Annotated in this window: 15 protein-coding genes and 1 pseudogene; 4 read left to right on the top strand and 12 right to left on the bottom strand. The window is 52.6% G+C overall.

The window, feature by feature from the left end:
• The first annotated feature begins 398 nt into the window (after positions 1–398).
• The gene (locus tag AWB69_RS38910; RefSeq protein WP_197500417.1) at positions 399–1,976 is read left to right on the top strand and encodes an APC family permease; all 1,578 of its coding nucleotides are present in this window, start codon (positions 399–401) and stop codon (positions 1,974–1,976) included.
• Positions 1,977–2,075: 99 nt separating this feature from the next.
• On the opposite strand, the pseudogene AWB69_RS46420 reads toward AWB69_RS38910, so the two are convergent.
• From AWB69_RS46420 to AWB69_RS38885, 6 genes and pseudogenes are all read right to left on the bottom strand, one after another.
• Positions 2,076–2,317: pseudogene (locus tag AWB69_RS46420) on the bottom strand (IS66 family transposase); the annotation flags it as partial.
• A gap of 52 nt (positions 2,318–2,369) precedes the next feature.
• Positions 2,370–3,278 carry a helix-turn-helix transcriptional regulator gene (locus AWB69_RS38905; protein WP_062092101.1) on the bottom strand — a complete coding sequence of 303 codons (909 nt, stop codon included), beginning with the start codon at positions 3,276–3,278 and terminating at the stop codon, positions 2,370–2,372.
• A 1,053-nt stretch (positions 3,279–4,331) separates the two neighbouring features.
• Positions 4,332–5,069 carry an ABC transporter permease subunit gene (locus AWB69_RS38900; RefSeq protein ID WP_231937379.1) on the bottom strand — a complete coding sequence of 246 codons (738 nt, stop codon included), beginning with the start codon at positions 5,067–5,069 and terminating at the stop codon, positions 4,332–4,334.
• Positions 5,070–5,071: 2 nt separating this feature from the next.
• A complete protein-coding gene (locus tag AWB69_RS38895; RefSeq protein WP_062092100.1) occupies positions 5,072–5,776 on the bottom strand; it encodes an ABC transporter permease in 705 nt (234 codons plus the stop codon).
• Positions 5,777–5,952: 176 nt separating this feature from the next.
• The gene (locus AWB69_RS38890) at positions 5,953–6,735 is read right to left on the bottom strand and encodes a transporter substrate-binding domain-containing protein (RefSeq protein WP_062092099.1); all 783 of its coding nucleotides are present in this window, start codon (positions 6,733–6,735) and stop codon (positions 5,953–5,955) included.
• 175 nt (positions 6,736–6,910) lie between these two features.
• Positions 6,911–7,711, bottom strand: a complete 801-nt coding sequence (locus AWB69_RS38885) for an ABC transporter ATP-binding protein (protein ID WP_062092119.1) — start codon at positions 7,709–7,711, stop codon at positions 6,911–6,913.
• A gap of 696 nt (positions 7,712–8,407) precedes the next feature.
• Between AWB69_RS38885 and AWB69_RS38880 the strand changes: the two genes are divergently transcribed.
• Both AWB69_RS38880 and AWB69_RS38875 read left to right on the top strand, forming a co-directional pair.
• The gene (locus AWB69_RS38880; protein WP_062092118.1) at positions 8,408–9,640 is read left to right on the top strand and encodes a cysteine desulfurase-like protein; all 1,233 of its coding nucleotides are present in this window, start codon (positions 8,408–8,410) and stop codon (positions 9,638–9,640) included.
• Between the two features lie 184 nt (positions 9,641–9,824).
• A complete protein-coding gene (locus tag AWB69_RS38875; RefSeq protein ID WP_082913784.1) occupies positions 9,825–10,829 on the top strand; it encodes a DMT family transporter in 1,005 nt (334 codons plus the stop codon).
• A gap of 130 nt (positions 10,830–10,959) precedes the next feature.
• Here the strand turns inward: AWB69_RS38875 and AWB69_RS38870 are convergent, their stop codons facing one another.
• Together AWB69_RS38870 and AWB69_RS38865 are read right to left on the bottom strand one after the other, a co-directional pair.
• Positions 10,960–11,175, bottom strand: a complete 216-nt coding sequence (locus tag AWB69_RS38870; RefSeq protein ID WP_062092097.1) for a hypothetical protein — start codon at positions 11,173–11,175, stop codon at positions 10,960–10,962.
• Between the two features lie 667 nt (positions 11,176–11,842).
• Entirely contained in the window at positions 11,843–12,394 is a 552-nt protein-coding gene (locus tag AWB69_RS38865; RefSeq protein WP_062092096.1) for an MFS transporter, read from the bottom strand.
• Positions 12,395–12,419: 25 nt separating this feature from the next.
• On the opposite strand from AWB69_RS38865, the gene AWB69_RS38860 reads away from it, so the two are divergent.
• A complete protein-coding gene (locus AWB69_RS38860) occupies positions 12,420–13,442 on the top strand; it encodes an IS30 family transposase (protein WP_062092095.1) in 1,023 nt (340 codons plus the stop codon).
• On the opposite strand, the gene AWB69_RS48315 is transcribed toward AWB69_RS38860, so the two are convergent.
• The 4 genes from AWB69_RS48315 to AWB69_RS38845 all read right to left on the bottom strand — a co-directional run bounded on the left by AWB69_RS48315 (position 13,432) and on the right by AWB69_RS38845 (position 16,703).
• Positions 13,432–13,629 carry a hypothetical protein gene (locus AWB69_RS48315; RefSeq protein WP_156529132.1) on the bottom strand — a complete coding sequence of 66 codons (198 nt, stop codon included), beginning with the start codon at positions 13,627–13,629 and terminating at the stop codon, positions 13,432–13,434. The genes AWB69_RS38860 and AWB69_RS48315 overlap by 11 nt on opposite strands.
• A 4-nt stretch (positions 13,630–13,633) precedes the next feature.
• The gene (locus tag AWB69_RS38855) at positions 13,634–14,218 is read right to left on the bottom strand and encodes an MFS transporter (RefSeq protein WP_062092094.1); all 585 of its coding nucleotides are present in this window, start codon (positions 14,216–14,218) and stop codon (positions 13,634–13,636) included.
• Positions 14,219–14,463: 245 nt separating this feature from the next.
• The gene (gene betC, locus AWB69_RS38850; protein WP_062092093.1) at positions 14,464–15,981 is read right to left on the bottom strand and encodes a choline-sulfatase; all 1,518 of its coding nucleotides are present in this window, start codon (positions 15,979–15,981) and stop codon (positions 14,464–14,466) included.
• Positions 15,982–16,373: 392 nt separating this feature from the next.
• Positions 16,374–16,703, bottom strand: coding sequence for a RidA family protein (locus AWB69_RS38845; protein WP_156529131.1), 330 nt, complete (start codon positions 16,701–16,703; stop codon positions 16,374–16,376).
• Positions 16,704–16,869: the final 166 nt, after the last annotated feature.

Raw genomic sequence — 16,869 nt, 5'->3', positions numbered from 1 at the left:
TGGATGGCGCGGCATATTTCGGCTCTGGACACGGCAATATGCCGCAATCCGCGAAGCTTCGTTGCTCTCAGGCTGCCGATTCCGCCCTTCTGCTCTCGAGCACCGCGTAGCAGAAACAACAGCGTACTTTGCGCGCAGATCAGCAATCGAACCGCGGCCGAGCGCGGGACGGCGAACACCATCGGCCTACTCTTCGGGGAGCCGCCATTTCCTCGCTACGGAAATATGCAGAGCAAGCCGTCAGGGTAGTCACCTACGTTGCCGATATCTGATAGCCCGCACAAATTTGACTTTATACCTTTCGCGAACGACGAGATTAGTCGCAGCTAGTTTCCCGTTCACACAAAAAGGGCGATCACGTCCGGATAGTAAAGACCGGTAGTTCCGGAGCGCGATCGTTGTCTCTTAAACAAGTGCCGACTCCTGATTCACAGAGGAAGAAAATGTCAAACCATGCAAGCCGCACCCACGGCAGCCTGAGCGCAGACGACGCGCAATTAGCTGCTCTAGGCTATAAGTCGACGTTCGAGAGATCAATGGGCCTTTGGCAAAATTTTGCCCTCGGCTTTACCTTTCTCTCACCGGTCGTAGCAGCCTATACGCTCTTCAGCTTCGGTATTACGAGCGGGGGGCCACCCTTCATTTGGTCATATCTGGGGGCCGGAATTGGTCAAATGCTTGTTTGCCTCATCTTCGGCGAGGTAGTCTCACAGTTCCCCATTTCGGGCGGCCTGTATCCGTGGAACCGCCGACTGGTCGGAGCCAAATGGGCATGGATGGGCGGATGGATGTACGCATGGGCGCTAATCACAACAGCGTCTGCTGTCTCTGTCGGTGCCGCCCCGTTTTTTGCCTTGCTTTTGGGCTTCGCGACCACTCCTGCAAACACGACCGTAATCGCGATTGTCCTGCTGATCACAACTACAGTGCTCAATCTGCTCGGGACGAAAACCCTCGCTCGCGTAGCAATGTTCGGCTTTATTTGCGAAGTCGTTGGTGCGCTCTTCGTAAGCGGTTATCTTCTGCTGTTCGGGCGGTTGCACGCGATTCACGTGACGGTGGAAACGTTTAGCTTCGGCAGCGGTAGTTCCTATCTCCCAGCATTCCTTGCCGCGGCTTTGGTAGGCATGTTCGCCTGCTACGGCTTCGAGGGTTGCGGCGATATGGCTGAAGAAACACCAAATCCCAGCAAGACGGTGCCGCGTGCCATGAGAATGACAATCTACATCGGGATTCCGGTCACCATTTTTGCCTGCCTTGCTCTCCTGCTCGCCCTGCCGGATATCCAGGCAGCAATCTCCGGCAAAGATGCCGATCCGGTAAACACCATTCTCGTTCACGCATTCGGTCCCATCGGCGCTCGCGTCGTCTATGGCATTGTTCTCATTTCTCACGTTTCATGCGTGCTTAGTTTGCTTGCCGCCGTTAGCCGCCTGCTCTACGCGTACGCTCGTGACAAGATGCTGGTCGGCAGTAGTGTTCTCTCCCGCATCTCGCCCAAGACACATATTCCAGCGGCTGCTTTGGTCACGGCTGCCGTTGTCGCGGGTGCAATTGATTGCGTGGGATTCTTCCTTCCCGACGCCTTGACCGCCATCGTCAACTTTGCTGTCGTTGGGATCTACGTCGCATTCCAGATGGTTGTAATCGGTGCACTCTATGCGAGGCTGCGAGGCTGGCGCCCCAGCGGACAGTTCACTCTCGGTCGATGGGGTTGGACTGTGAACCTGCTGGCCATCGCTTACGGATCCGGAGCGGCATTGAACATTCTTTGGCCGCACACGCCGTCCGCTCCGTGGTTCATCAACTACGCAATGCTCCTCAGTCTTGCAGTCGTGTTTGGCGCCGGCGTAATCTATCTTGTCCTCGGACGCCCTCAGAACAAGAGCGATGCACCGGCCGGCGACGCGTGGAGGATGAGCCAGAAGGCTGTATCTTCGACACCGCACACAATGGAAGTGGCTGGCGAGGGATAGACACTCACAATAGGCGGACGGATGGGAGGTTTGCGAGATGTATTTTAGGAATACTTTTCGTACCACTGTCCGCTTCACCGATTGGTGTCACCGCACTTGCTCCTCGGCGTTGCGGTACACCCACATGTACGACGTGCTCTGCGCGGCCTTGCCGGGCTCCTTGAGCACCTCCACCGTTGTCTCATCACTGTGAATCTGCAGGTGCGACAGAAGCGCCCCCGGCGGTAGTGCAGTTCTGCGGGCCGGATGATTCAGTTCACCAGCGTGCCGCGTCCGACTTCGATGCCAGTGCGAGCCAGCGCGTGGGCCATCCGGTACAGCGGCGTACCATCGACGTACTTGCCTGCGCGGAATCTGCCCTTGATGCCAATCTAGCCTCGCCTACCCGTTAAGCTACGAAATGGCTCGCGACAAGGAAGATATCTCTTCGCTCGCAGTCGCTACGTGATGATAATTCTTGAAAAGTGAAAACAGCTCAAATTGAGTGGCTATGCCCAACTTCGCATATAGGTTCTTGCGATGCGTTTTGACTGTAGTTATCGAGATGCCGAGTTGCAGACTGATCGAAAGCGTGGAGTGACCGCGTAGCAATAGTTGGGCAATCTCTCTCTCTCGTGGACTCAACACGTCTCCATCGAACACCTGAAGATCTACGTCAGCACCCTTACGACGCCCGTTTCCCAAATAACAAAAACGAGCCACGCGCCAGTAGTGCCGAAACGCTGCAGCCAGGAAAGAGATGACCGAGGTCACCGCCTCCACGTCCTTGGGCGAAAAGCCTGCGTCACCAGATCGCCGTGAGAGCGTGATTCCCGCACATTCGCCCATAGGCAGTTCCAAAGCAATGCAGAGTTCCTGCCTTCCCTCGGGCCATCCTTCAGTAAGATATCCAAGCTCTTCAGATGCCTTAATTGAAACCTTGTAATTCTTTAGATTTCCGGCACCGAAGAATGATCCGTCGGGAATCATGTCGCGCAATCGATAGACCCCTGTTTTCAGGCCGACTCGATATCTCTTGTAAAAAGGACCGAGCACGTAAGTGTTTTTCACGTAATTGGTCAATCCCACCTTAGCGTATGCGCTTAACGACGAGTCGTAGACATGAATCGGATTGTCATCATCACGGTAGACAAATTGCTCGCAGTCGTCGAACTGGACCAACGTATCCAGCGCACGAGCCAACAGTTCAGGTAGAACTGCGTCTTCCAGGTGCTCGATAATTTTCACACTGACAGCCATCCACGAGGCCGGCAGAGGAGCCACCAGCTCGCTCTTGTCGTTGAATGCAGAAAAACTTGGCATCGTACATTCCTTCAGGTCAGAGCGACAGCATAGTTTGCGCGTCTCCCCCTTGCCACGACAACGTCGTGCATCTCTGTCGTCGCCGTCGGCAAAGAGACGGAAAAATCAGCAAATGCACCCTCGAGTCCGGTGATGGGTCTGCGACGGTAAGACAACGACTGACCACTAGCCAATATAAATCGCATTTTTGTCATCAAGTGCAAGGAGCAATAACCTCTCCGATCCCATTCGCATTGAAAGAGCCGGAACGCAAATTCACGTAGAGGAACAATTCATGGATTCGTCCTCCATTGCAGAGGACAGAGAACACGTCCAAGCTAGTCGGCCTGGAACAAATCGCTGCCATCAGTAGTCGTGTAGTCGGCTACTGGATGTGAAGGCAAATCATTGCCAGTCCACCGCGACGATCCATCAAACTCGGCTCCAGACGCCAGCATTTACAGGACCAGTAAACCAGAGACATTATCCTGCGTACAGCATGCAGAGTTTCACCTCGCGAAAATATTCGACGTGGGGAAGTCACCGATTGAATTGATTTGAGGGATAACCGTCCGACACATGACTGTGTAGGCGCTTTATGAAGGCGCTCACGTGCTTTCCTGGAGCACAAATGTGACTGTGTCCACAAAGGAATCGTGGGCACAGTGACCCAATTCACCGAAGTCAAGGCCGTCCGCAATGTGGCGGCATACCGGATTAGCTTGGTGAGGACGTCGCCTGCATTCAACGCACTGCGTTCAAATATTCGATATCAACCTGCGGTCAAGAACGGACCTAGTCGGACGGTTACTTGGGAGGCGAATTTGCTATGGTTGTGCAACGGTAAAATTTATCCGACGTGCTACGCAGCCGCCCTTTCAGGTATGTCTTCCGTACCGCGGAGCGATAAAGTCGCGACGAACCGAAATGGGCATTGGCTGCACTTCCCACTCGCCGCAGCCCGCTACCGCGTCGTCTGCGAAGGAACGGCGTGAGAAGGCCACGACAACAGAGGAATAATTGGTCCCTCGCCTCTGTCCATCCTCCTGAGAGCGCTTCCCATCTCTCTATGCATCAAGCCGCCAACAACCGCGTCGATCTAGCGAAATTTGCCTCAAATCTGCGAAACACCGCTTCGATGACGAGAGTGATAACCAAGTAGCCAACTGCCAAGACAAGCAGCGGCGTGTAAGTGACGGCCGTCTCCGAGCGGATGACGTTAATCTGGCCCAACAAATCAAGAACAGCAACCTGCGATGCCAAGGCAGTAGACTTTAAAAGCATAACAGTCTCTCCGGCGAACGTAGGCATCATCGCCTGCATTGCACGTGGAAGCCAGATTCGCCGCACCAAAGCAGCACCCCGAAACCCATAGACCCGTGCTGCTTCAATTTCACCTTTGGGAACGGAAAGCAGCGCACGACGCACGACTTCGCCGACGTATCCCCCCACGCTCAAAACGTTTGCAAAAACAACATAATAAAATCCGTCCGAAAGATACGGCCACATGAAACTATGTCGAATACCAGGAATTGACGGCAAGAGCGACCCCAACCCCCGATAATAAAAAAACATCTGCACGAGCAGCGGTGTACCTCTGATAATCGAAACGAACACCGATGCAACTCCGTATATCAGTTTATTCCGTGATATACGACCAAATCCTACAATTACAGCAAACGGGAACCCGAGCAGGCCCGAAAAAACCAGCAATTTCAGCGTTACAATAATTCCGGGAATTATCGCAGTTATAAAATATGTGCCTATCCACTGGAAATTACTCACAACCCAGTTTAACAAATTCATCCACATGATTATTCAGATCTCGGCGTCCAGCGGAGAAAACTTGCCTCGAATATATTGATAAACACATTCGAGAACTGCGTTACAACGTAATAGATTGCACCCAGTAACAAATAGTATTGTACGTAAAACTTGGTGGCACCCGCCGCTTGCGTTCCCGTAAACGTCAATTCATTATAGCCAACAACGCTGACCAGTACAGAATCCTTAATGATGGCCATCCAAAGATTAGAAAGGCCTGCAAAGGCGTATGGCACCATCAACGGTAGTATTGTGCGCCCGAACAAGATCACGCCATGCATACCAAATGCTTTTGCAGCCTCTATCTGCCCCCGCGGAATGGCGAGTACGGCGCCACGCAAAATCTCGGACGCATAGGCCCCCTGCACGATACCCAATACCGCGATCGCCGCGAAAAAACCCGATATGCCTACGGTTCCAACACCGATCAGATCAAGTAAGGCATTCAAACCTGATTGGCCAGCGTAGAATATAATCAGAATCAGCAGTATCTCTGGTACTGCCCGGCATATGGTTGAATAGCCGTTTGCTATTTTCACTGCCCATTTGGGGCCACCCAGCTTCACCCCCGCAACCACCCCCCCTATTAAAAGGCCCGCGATGTAGCCTCCAACGGAAATCTCGATGGTTACAACTAGACCTCGCAACAGTTGAATACCCCATCCCGACCACAAAGAACTTAGGAATTTTTCCATAGTGAGTTTCATTCCGAGTTATAGAATCGAACACACCAACAAGATTGGCGCAACAGTAGCCAGCTGAACCGTCGCCCCACCTCCATCTAGGCCAGGCGGCGCGAGGCCCGCATTTGCTCCGACATAGGCTATTTGGTTTGTCGAGATAGCTGACAATAGCAGCCAGGCTGCTCCGATCAGTTCTTCGGAGGGACACCAACATCAAATTTGAAGTATTTTTTTTCAATTTTATTGAACTCGCCGCTGGCATAAATTGCCCTGATACCGGCATCAAATTTGGCCTTCAAAGCGCTATCGTCTTTGCGAATTCCGCCCGCCATACCGCTATCCAGAAGAGGATCTTTTGGAAGAAACTTGCGCTCGCAGCACGCGTTTCCGCCACCTTTTATAAAATCATCCAGCGCTACAGCATCGGAGATAACCAGATCGACCCGCCCAGCGCTAAGATCGGCGGTAGCAGCATCTTGGCTGTTATAAAGTCTGACAGTCGCGCTCGGATATGCCTTTTGCATGAACTGTGCAAATGTGGTGTTCGCCTCAACGCCAACTGTCGTCCCTTTCAATCCATTTTTGGTGAAATCGAATTTATCGTCTTTATTTCCAATAAATTCGGCAGGCGAATTGTAGTAGGGAATCGTAAAGGCAATTTTCTTTTCCCGCTCAGGTGTAATCGACATTGACGCCCAGATAACATCGATTTTCTTTGATTGCAAGGCTGGGATGATTCCATCCCACACAGTCGAGACAATTACGCAATCGATGTCGCTCGCCTTGCACACTGCTTTCGCAAGATCGACTTCAAAACCTTCCCAAACTCCTGACGCATTCTTCCAGGCAAGCGGAGGGGCTGGTTCACCGGCAACACTTACTCTGACGGGATCAGCCAACGCCGATGAAGCCATGCCATATGAAAACATGATTGCTGCGGCCACAATTAGTTTTTTGCTCAGCGTTTTCATCTCTTTATATCTCTCCTGATCGGTCGTTAAGTATTCGTATAATTTAATTGAATAATTCTGATGAACTGCGATATCGTGCTTGCGGATGCCCCTTCCTCCAGTTTCACTGTATGTTGATTATCTCCAGCGGAATTCAGACGTTGGGAAATTGAGACTGTCATCTGCCTCGAGTGCATCAGCCTGCCCGTGCATTGACGAATTGCCTGCACCTATCGCTGTCTGGTGAGCCGAACACGTGCTGCGGAGAGCCTTCCTCCTCGACGATCCCGTTATGGAGGTACATAACATGGTTGGCTACCTCACGGGCGAACGCCATTTCGTGTGTAACAACAATCATCGTTCGCCCTTCGGCGGCAAGATCGCGAATTACGCGAAGTACCTCGCCAACGAGTTCGGGGTCCAAGGCAGAAGTAGGCTCGTCAAACAGCATTACTTTCGGACGCATCGCAAGCGCTCGAGCGATTGCCGCTCGTTGTTGCTGACCTCCCGACAGGAAGGCGGGATAGACGTCCTTCTTAGAATAGAGTCCGACTTTGTGAAGCAGCTCCTCGGCGCGCTCGATCGCTTCAGCCTTTGGCACCTTGAATACATGAATCGGGGCTTCAATAATATTCCCCAAAACCGTTCGATGCGCCCACAGATTGAAGCTCTGAAATACCATGCCAAGCTGACTGCGGATTCGCTGTAGTTGAGCAATGTCCGCAACCTCCATCCGTCCGTCTGAAGCTGGTCTAAGACTCATTTCTTCGTCGCCGACCACGATTCGCCCGGCATCGGGTATCTCGAGAAGATTGGTGCAGCGAAGCATTGTGCTCTTGCCTGAACCCGATGACCCAATCAAAGCAATAACATCTCCTTTCCGGGCGGTAAGAGATACGCCTTTGAGTACCTCCAAGGCTCCGAACCGTTTTTTAATGTTTTCGAGTCGAACTACTTCCTTCCCGTCTTCACCGTTATTAGTTGATTCGTTAACCACGCTCGTTTCTCGTAGGCTTGAAAACTCGGAAGCAGCAGATGAATGCACGGCATCGTCTTGAACGCCTATCCGCCCCAAAGGAAAAATCGTCACAGCCGTCTCCGTCAATGGTGCTTGATCTATATTGGGACGACCTTTTTTTGGTCACCATCCTACCGAAGGAGGAGGCGCCTCGCTGACCTTCTGAAAACGTCCAATACGGCAGGCAGTCCTCAGCTAGATCAGGCACGCATACCCTCTAGCCAATTCCGTCCGGAGGTGCCCCCGCCAAATGTTCCGCCTGGTTTATATGCGGGTGAATTCGAACTTGCACAGCCAAACTCGAACCACAAACCCGGACAGTTCTTTGGAAAACCAACCGGCAAGCGACGTGCTTCATGTGTTACGCGACCTCGCCGCGACACATGCAACGAACTAACATTGATTTAAACCAGACAGCCGACTCAGACGTAAAAATGTTCGCTACCCTAAACAATCTGGTCGCGGGTCCCGGGAGAAAGACGTCGCGCAGAGAAAACCCGCGACATCAGGCGAGGCGACAGCGACGATGAAAGTCAACCCCAATGGGAGTCGAAGGCACATCCAGGATAGCTCACGTCCAAGTGCGTGCCACTAGCCGATCATCCTCCTTAGGGAGGATGGTGGCTGGCGTGCCTCCAAACGAGAATAATTCGACACCTACTCGTGGAGCTTCCTTTGACAAATTTCCCAATTCAGCAAGTGCGTGATCAGTTTCCGGCATTGAATTCGTCGGTTGCTTTTTTTGACAACCCCGCGGGCACGCAGGTGCCGACTCGTGTCATCGAAGCGGTCTCCGCTTCTTTTGTCGCTGCAGCAAGCAATTATGGCGCATTCCACGCCACGTCCCGGAATGCGACTGCAACGAAAGCGCGAGCGCACGAGACGATGGCCGAATTGCTGGGTGCCGCGTCGGGCAATGAAATTCTGATCGGTCAGTCCACAACCATGTTGACGTTCCAGTTATCCCGCTCGTTGGGACATCTGCTAAAACCGGGTGATGAAATCATTGTCACCCGCATGGATCATGAGGCTAACGTCTCCCCGTGGCTTCGCCTGGCTGAGGACCAAAAGTTGACCGTGCGCTGGCTACCCTTCAATCGGGATACGTGGCGCATCGAGCCGGCCGATCTCAAAGCCTTGATTACTGACAGGACGCGAATCCTGGCGCTGAACTATGCAAGTAACCTGACCGGCTCGATCAATCCCGTCAAGGAACTTACGCAAATTGCTAAGCAAGCCGGGGCATTGGTTTATGTTGACGCCGTGCAATTTACTCCGCATGGATTGGTAGACGTTGGCCAACTCGGGTGCGACTTTCTTGCCTGCTCGTCCTACAAATTCTTTGGACCGCATCTTGGGGTGCTCTGGGGCCGGGAGTCGATTCTGGCTGACCTTCACCCATACGCTGTTCGCACGGCTCCCCAAGACCTGCCGGGTCGACATGGTACTGGCACGCCCCAAACAGAACTTCTCGCGGGATTGGCCGCTGCTACCGATTATCTCGCCTGGCTTGGAGCGCAGACGGGCGGTATAGGTGATCGACGAGCCGTCCTGGCTCACAGCTACGAGGCTGCCACAGCATACGAGATTCCCTTGGTGGAACAGTTGATTGAGGGCCTGCTGGAAATCCCCGGCCTGCATGTACACGGAATCACCGACTCCAAACGGCTTCATGAGCGAGTCCCGACTGTGTCAATCACACACGACAGACACAGCAATACCTCGCTGGCCCGCGCCTTAGCCGAGCAAGGTATCAATGTTTGGTGTGGAAACCTCTACGCGCTGGAAGCAGTCCGAACTTTAGGCTTGAGTGAAAAGGACAGTGTGCTTCGGATTGGTCTGGCACATTACAATACCTTACAGGAAGTCGAAAGAGTCCTTAAGGCGTTGAAATCACTTACGGCGTAATTGTAGCGTCCTGTTATCCAGATGAGTGCGCACGTCGCGTTGAGACTCCCGGCACGCAGTTCAAATGTCCAACGCAGTCTTCTGAGGATAGCGGTGAATTCACGAGCACAATGAGGACCGGACGGGAAATTCACTTCCCGAATGTCACGTTCACGTTAATGTAAATGACGGGCCATCTCTTCGGATGTGGCCCGCTTCTGCGACAAAAGTGACCCTCCGACTCCATCAGCATCGGGATTGGCAATGCGTCAACAGAAAACTGAAGACCTCATATTTACCTATCAATTTCGATACGAAAATCTATGTCAGCGGTTTTATGAATAGAGCTTTCCCATTAGCCATTATCGGAATTGGGATGTTTTGCATTACAGACGTGCTCGTAAAACTTGAGTCTGCGTCATACTCCGTCTTCCAGATCGCATTTGTCCGGTACCTATTCGGAACCGCTGGCTCATTCGCATTTTGGACCTTCAGACGTCCTCGGCAGCGCCACTGTCGCTCGATTCTCGCCAACAGCGTACGCTCTGTGCTTGTTGCGTCAACAACAATCATGTTTTCGTTTTCCCTCAGCACTCTCCCGCTCGCTGATGCGGTCGCGCTCTCCTTTCTCTCTCCGTTCTTCATTATTATTCTCGGCAACTTGGTTCTTGAGGAACGGTATGAAAAACGAATTCTCCTCTCCGTGGCAATCGGATTTTCCGGAATTGTTGTCATTTTCTTCGGGCAGATCAGCTTGACTGGATATGGTAAAGGCGCTTACTTAGGAGCAGTAGCCGCAGTGTTATCTGCTCTCACCTATGCAAGCAATCTGATCCTCGTACGAGCCCGCAGAGGTAGCGATGCCATGGAGACTGTCCTTCTTTTTCAGAATGCCGGCCCAGCACTCGTGCTACTACCCCCAGCAATAATTGCCTGGAAAAGTCCGGAAACGGAGGATCTCTTCATTTTTGCCGTTGTCGGGTTCCTGGGTCTTGGTTGCCATATTCTTTTGATTACTGCATATTCAAAGATCAAAGCCGCGAGACTGGCACCGACCGAGTACACAGCACTCCTCTGGGCAGAGTTATTGGGGTATGCGGTATTTCATGAAATTCCAAGGTCGATGACAATCCTGGGTTCCGCGTTAATTTTCGTAGGAACGGTAATAGCAGGCACGCGAAGAATAGACGGCAGCGCGCCCGAAGTGTAGGGACGGTAATAGCCAATATTCTCAACTTACGCTCCATTCCATGAAGCGAGTTTATACGCGAGCTGGAACTCGAGCTTGGCTTTTCCGAGTGGTCTGGGTAGGAGCGTGAAGGCTGTATGCGGCATCGGGACTAGCGGATCACCGCAAGCGCCCGGGTGAGGTTGTTATCCAGACAGCGCCGGATACGCAGAAGGCATCTACCGAGAATTGGCTTGAGTGCTTCCAGCGCGTACACGCGATTAGGACTACTGCCACATTCATCAAAGTGCGGCGAATCAAGCTCATTGAGCAGCGTGCACAGGCTGCCAGCGAGGATTTTTGCGCCGAAATCCTGCCGCAATGCCAAGTAGTCTGGGTCCGTAACGCCCCCAGCCGCAATCGGTGCTTCAGGCGTTTGAATGCCTCCTCTCCCCGCCAGCACCGATAATAATAGTGTAGCCCGAAGGACGCAGCCAGATAACACTGGCCATTGATCAGCGAGGTCATCAACACACGCACCCGACCGCTAAGACGGATGTCCCGGATCAGACGCACGGTGCTCCACGTGCGCGCCAGTTCAGTCGTGGGCATTCTGCTCGATGGGCACCTCCAGCGTCACCCACGGGCTCGGCCTCGCCGCTGCTGGCGAAGAAGGTGGCGCACTTCCAGTTACGTGCATCGACCCGCATGCAGAACGGAATCTCGCATTGCGCGAGTGCGGGCATCATTGCATTGCCGACATAGTCACGATCCGGCAACAACGGATCGGTAGTTATCGTCCGGCTCGGCATCGAACCAGTGTTTTTTGCGCTTGCGCTCTCGCGCCGGTCTTTCGCGTCAATGCAAGCGAGGCGGCTTTCTCATTCCTCGCTCGGTTCGCATCGATTGATGAATTGCATTTTGCAGGGGCGACTTACGCACGCGTCCAAAATCGTGATCGCTATGGCGCTTCTGCGTCGAGACGAGAAATAACCGAATCGACTTACATCGGCCCAATTGGGTCAACAGGCCATCAAGACCGGCGCATATGTACCTTAAGCTACTGCAGGTACCTCCAGGCTTTGCGATTGCCTGACCCAAAGAAAAAGAACGCTTGACAGAATTAAACACCCTCCAAGCACCCAAAGGCCCGCAGAGAACTTACCGGTTACGTCGCGTGCCACTCCAACCAAATAAGAACCCGAGAAGCCTCCAATCACTCCCGACGCATTCATCGTCCCGACAATTCTGCCTGCAACCTTCCTTGAAACGATTGTGTTGAGCGTTGACCAGATAGGTGGCTGAGAAGCGTACAAGGTCGCTCCAGCAATTACCAGTAACACAATGTTTAGCGCGATGGATACATCGCCAAATGCGGCACCTAGCACAATACTCAATCCAGAAATCAGTATAGTCGACGATGCGACTCGATTCAGATTCCCCGTCCCTTTGACAAACAAGGGAAGAATTTGCATTACGATGATAGCCATAAGAAAAGGAACCGCGCTGAGCCAACCCACAGAAGCGGCGCTCACATTTCCACCTGCCGCCATGACACTAGGCATCCAAATGATAAATCCCAGGGCGGCCTCAAATGTGAACTGCAACACCTGTCTCGTATAAGGTGTCGCGATGCCCGAAAAAACTTCTTACCAACAACTTCAGCCTGAAGAACGCGTAACCATTGCGAGCTTGCATCTGCAGGGTTCGAGTATGCGGGCCATGGCCCGCATACTCGGGCGCTCACCGGGAACTATCAGCCGTGAGTTAGTGCGAAACAGCTCTCCTGTTGGCTACGCATCGGTGCCCGCTGCAGCGCTTTGCAGCGCACGCCGTCGCGCAGCGCGCCGTCCGTCGAAGCTTTGCCTGCAAAGCGTTTGCTGGCGCATCACTCTCACCTTGCTCGAGTGGAAATGGTCGCCCCAGCAGATATCGGGCACACTGAAGCGCATGTATCCGACCGACTCGACCCAGCACGTCTCGCACGAAACCATCTACACGGCAATCTATGCTCAGCCGCGCGGTGAACTGCGCCGCCAACTCATTGCCTGCCTGCGCCACGGCCACGGCACGCGCATGCCACGCACGCGGGGCACAGACCGGCGCGGACAGATTCCCGACATGGTCAGTATCCACGTGCGACCGCCCGAAATTGAAGACCGACTGCTGCCAGGTCACTGGGAAGGCGACTTCATCAAGGGTGCGAACAATCAATCCTCTGTCGGCGTTCTGGTCGAACGCACCAGCCGCCTGGTGCTGCTTGCCAAGATGGAGGACGCCACCGCCGCCTCAGCGCTCGCGGGCTTCTCCGCCAAACTCAATTCGATTGTTGCGCCGTTACGGCAAAGCTTTACTTATGACCAAGGCAAAGAGATGTCGCGCCATCAGGAACTCACCGCCGCCACCGGCGTGAACGTGTACTTCTGCGACCCGCACAGTCCCTGGCAACGCGGTACTTGCGAAAACACCAACGGATTGCTGCGCCAGTATTTACCTAAAGGCACCGACCTCTCGGTCTACAGTCAGGACGAACTCGATGCCATTGCCGACAGCCTGAACAGCCGGCCGCGCGCTACTCATGCGTTTCATTCGCCATTCGAGGTATTCGCTGCGACACTTGCCTCAGCAAGCCAACCCCCAAGCTCTAAACATTAAACCCCTGTTGCACTTCACCCTTGAAACCGCCCAGGAAACCAAGGTTCCAGAAGAAGATAGCAAAGAGGAAAACAATCAAAGGGCGTCTTTTAAGTTCCGAAAAATAGGTAGCCTTGTCTTCAGCTGGATTCTCATTCAGGTCGGTCACAGATAGCCGTTCTTTCTTCAGGTGAGCAAGCAGCTTCAATTTTTCAGATGCACTTAACCTTGGCCTTAGCCGGCGAATCAGCCACGCCCCAAACCCATGCAGCGACCCAAACCAGCGGGAAAATACCCTCGACAATAAAGAGATCTCGCCAGTTTCCCATTCTCAGAATGACGCCTGCAAGCGGGCCGCTGACCATCGCAGCCAAAGGATAGCAGATCTGCCAAATCCCATTCGCGCGTGTTTGCTCTGACGGAGAGAACCAATTATTGATGAACAACATGAAAGTCGGAAACATTCCTCCCTCCGCAAGCCCAAGCACAACACGAACGACTGCAAGTTGGTCGGCGTTTTTTACGTAAGCCTGCGCAATTTCGGCAAAGCCCCACACCACTAATGTTACTGTGATCAGAAGTTTTCCATGCCCTCGATCTGCAATCCATCCGCCGATCAACTGCGCTAAACCATAACCGAGAAAGAGAACACCTGCCGAAAACCCAAGTTGCGAAGGCGTGAGTCCGAGGTCCCGGCCCATCGTTGGGATCGCAAAACTGATGTTGGTCCTATCCATGAACGCAATCATGAAGGCAACGATCATAACGGGCAGCAATCTAGTCCAGCGAGATTTCATGAGAATCTCCAATGTTAAGCATTCCGCTCTAAACATTCGTGACTTTATTTAGACAACGGATAAATTGTAGAAGAGGCTCCAAGGACGTTTGGAGCAATCATTTAATGTCACGCACGGCGCAAAAAACGGCAGACTCCGCAGGACGAGTCTCGACCGAGCGCAGAGAGGAATTCAGCGGTAATAGACAAAGCACCAGGTGGCTTCATAAACAATGCAGTTGTCAACTAACTCTGTCGCGCGATCGACTAAGAAAATCTTGATCCGAGAGTATTCGTAGAGAGCCACTCCGCATAGCCTCCGCGCAGACACTGCCCGCTCCCTTGATCGGTTGGCACGAAATCCCAAGGCGTGTAAGCGCCTGCGGTAAGCGCGCGATGGACAAACTTGCGACGGCGCTGACTGAGCAAGACGGCGCTTTCGATCCTTTCGAGATCCCATTGCTCTTTTGCGATACATTTCAACTCTTTGTATTTGTTCGCGTGACTTGGATTTGCGAGCAGGTTCGTAAGCTCCTTCGGGTCACTCGAAAGATCGAAGAGCTGTTCCGGATCGCGCAGCGATGTGATGAGCTTATAACTTCCCTTTTTCACCATCATGATAGGTGCTCCGGCACCTTCGAATAAACATTCGACAAACGTCGTGCCTTCATATCTCTTAATGCCTTTCAGACAAGGCACGATGCTTTGTCCAATAATTTTGTCAACGGCCTTCAGTGATCCTGTGGGGTCGGCAAGTTCAAGCATTGTGGGCAGCAGATCGATCAGGGAAACGTTCTCCTTGACGCGAATGCCTGCACCAAATTCCGGGTGTCTCACGATTAACGGCACGCGGACAGAGTGTTCGTACAGACACCTCTTGTACCAAAGTCCTCGTTCGCCCAGCATCTCCCCGTGATCACTTGTGAAGATAACAATGGTGTCTTTATCACGTCCCGTGCTCTTGAGCGTTTGAAGAAGGACGCCGACTGCTTCGTCGATATACGAAATCATTCCATAGTAGGCACGCCGTACCCGCTTGATTTGTTCCGGTGTGGGGGTGAAATCACGAAGCCGATACTGGGTGAGAAGGCGTTGAGTGTATGGATCTTGCTCGTCAAAGGGGATCGCTGAGACGATCGGCATATCGATATCTTCGTCACGATATAAATCCCAGAAGCGTTCCTCGCATTGATATGGATCATGAGGCTGGGTGAATGAAGCCACTAACAAAAATGGTCGAGGATCACTACTACGAGCTAGGTTAAATAGCTTACGTTTCGCGCGGTGTAGCACCTCCTCGTCATAGTCGATCTGCGGATTTCTTACACACGGACCTGCCTGCGTAAATGCCGTTGTATCGTTATTGTGTTCTTGAAACGTCGAATTCCAATCGCCCGTCCAGCTGAAATCCGCAGGATAAATGTCTGTGGTCAGTCGCTCCTCAAATCCATGTAACTGGTCGGGTCCGACAAAGTGCATCTTCCCGCTTAACGAGGTTTGATACCCCGCTCTTCTCAAATAATGTGCAAACGTCGGAACGGACGCTGGCAGTTCCGAGCCATTATCGTATGCCTCAATCTCTGAAGGCAGTTTTCCGGACATCATGGAAGAACGCGACGGATAACACAGCGGGGAATTGCAATATGCAAAATCGAACACCGTCCCACCACTTGCGAGAGAAGATAAATTCGGCACGTTTGCGACCGCATTACCGTATGCGGGGATCATTATCGGTGTAAGCTGGTCCACTTGAATGAAAAGAATATTTTTTGGAGAAATCGTCATGTTCTCGCTCCTTGTGATTAATATTTTCCCGTCTCCTAGCCCGAGTTCAGCTCTGCTTTTCTACAACGGAGTCAGTAAAACCGACGCGGCCAAAGTCGCACGCTCCCATTCGTCGTGTTACTTGCTGCGTACTTTATTAAAATTAAAACACGCCGATTTTTTACGTAAATTAAATTCCGTTTCGCGAGACGAAAAAATCCGTTGTGTATTCTTTCACACGGAGCAATTCCCTTGAATGTTGTCATCCAACGCTATAATTTTCCGCGTAGTCCCTTAGCGCCCTTAGCGGTCGCGCGAGGTGAATTGACCTGATGAATGAATATGGTGCTTTGCGGTTTACTTCGAAAAATTTTATTCTCTGTTCCCGTACGCACGGGCTCCGCATTTCTTCCCTAAGCGAAACTTGCAGCGATGGCTTCAACCTCAACCGACCAGGATGGATCGCCAAGAGCTTTCACAATCAAAAGGGATGACGTCGGTCGCGCCTCCCCTAAGAAAGCCGCCCGCGACGCTTTGAGAACCTCGATATCGGCCACGTCGATTAAAAAGCAGCGAATCCGTACCAGGTTTTCCAGTCTCATTCCTGCGGCCTCCAGGATTGCATGCACATTTGCGAACGCGATATCAGCTTGTTCTCGTACCGTGCTGCCAACGTGTCCATGACGATCCACACCAATCTGCCCTGAAATATGCAGAGTCCGAGACCCTGGGACAATTTCCATACCGTGGTGATACGTTGGGCCAGGTTGGACGATAGACTTAGGATCGTATGTTTTATGCACTGGGTTAAGTTCCTTCAGATTGATTGTTGGTAAGCGCGCGATTTCACACACCTAGCTTGCGTTGTTGAGAAGGCTCACGATTGCGTCCGCAACCTCACTTTGCGGA

It is taken from the genome of Caballeronia udeis (assembly GCF_001544555.2).
Lineage (GTDB): Bacteria > Pseudomonadota > Gammaproteobacteria > Burkholderiales > Burkholderiaceae > Caballeronia > Caballeronia udeis.
Note: the sequence above shows the minus strand (reverse complement) of the source record. Positions and strands in the feature narration are given on the sequence as shown.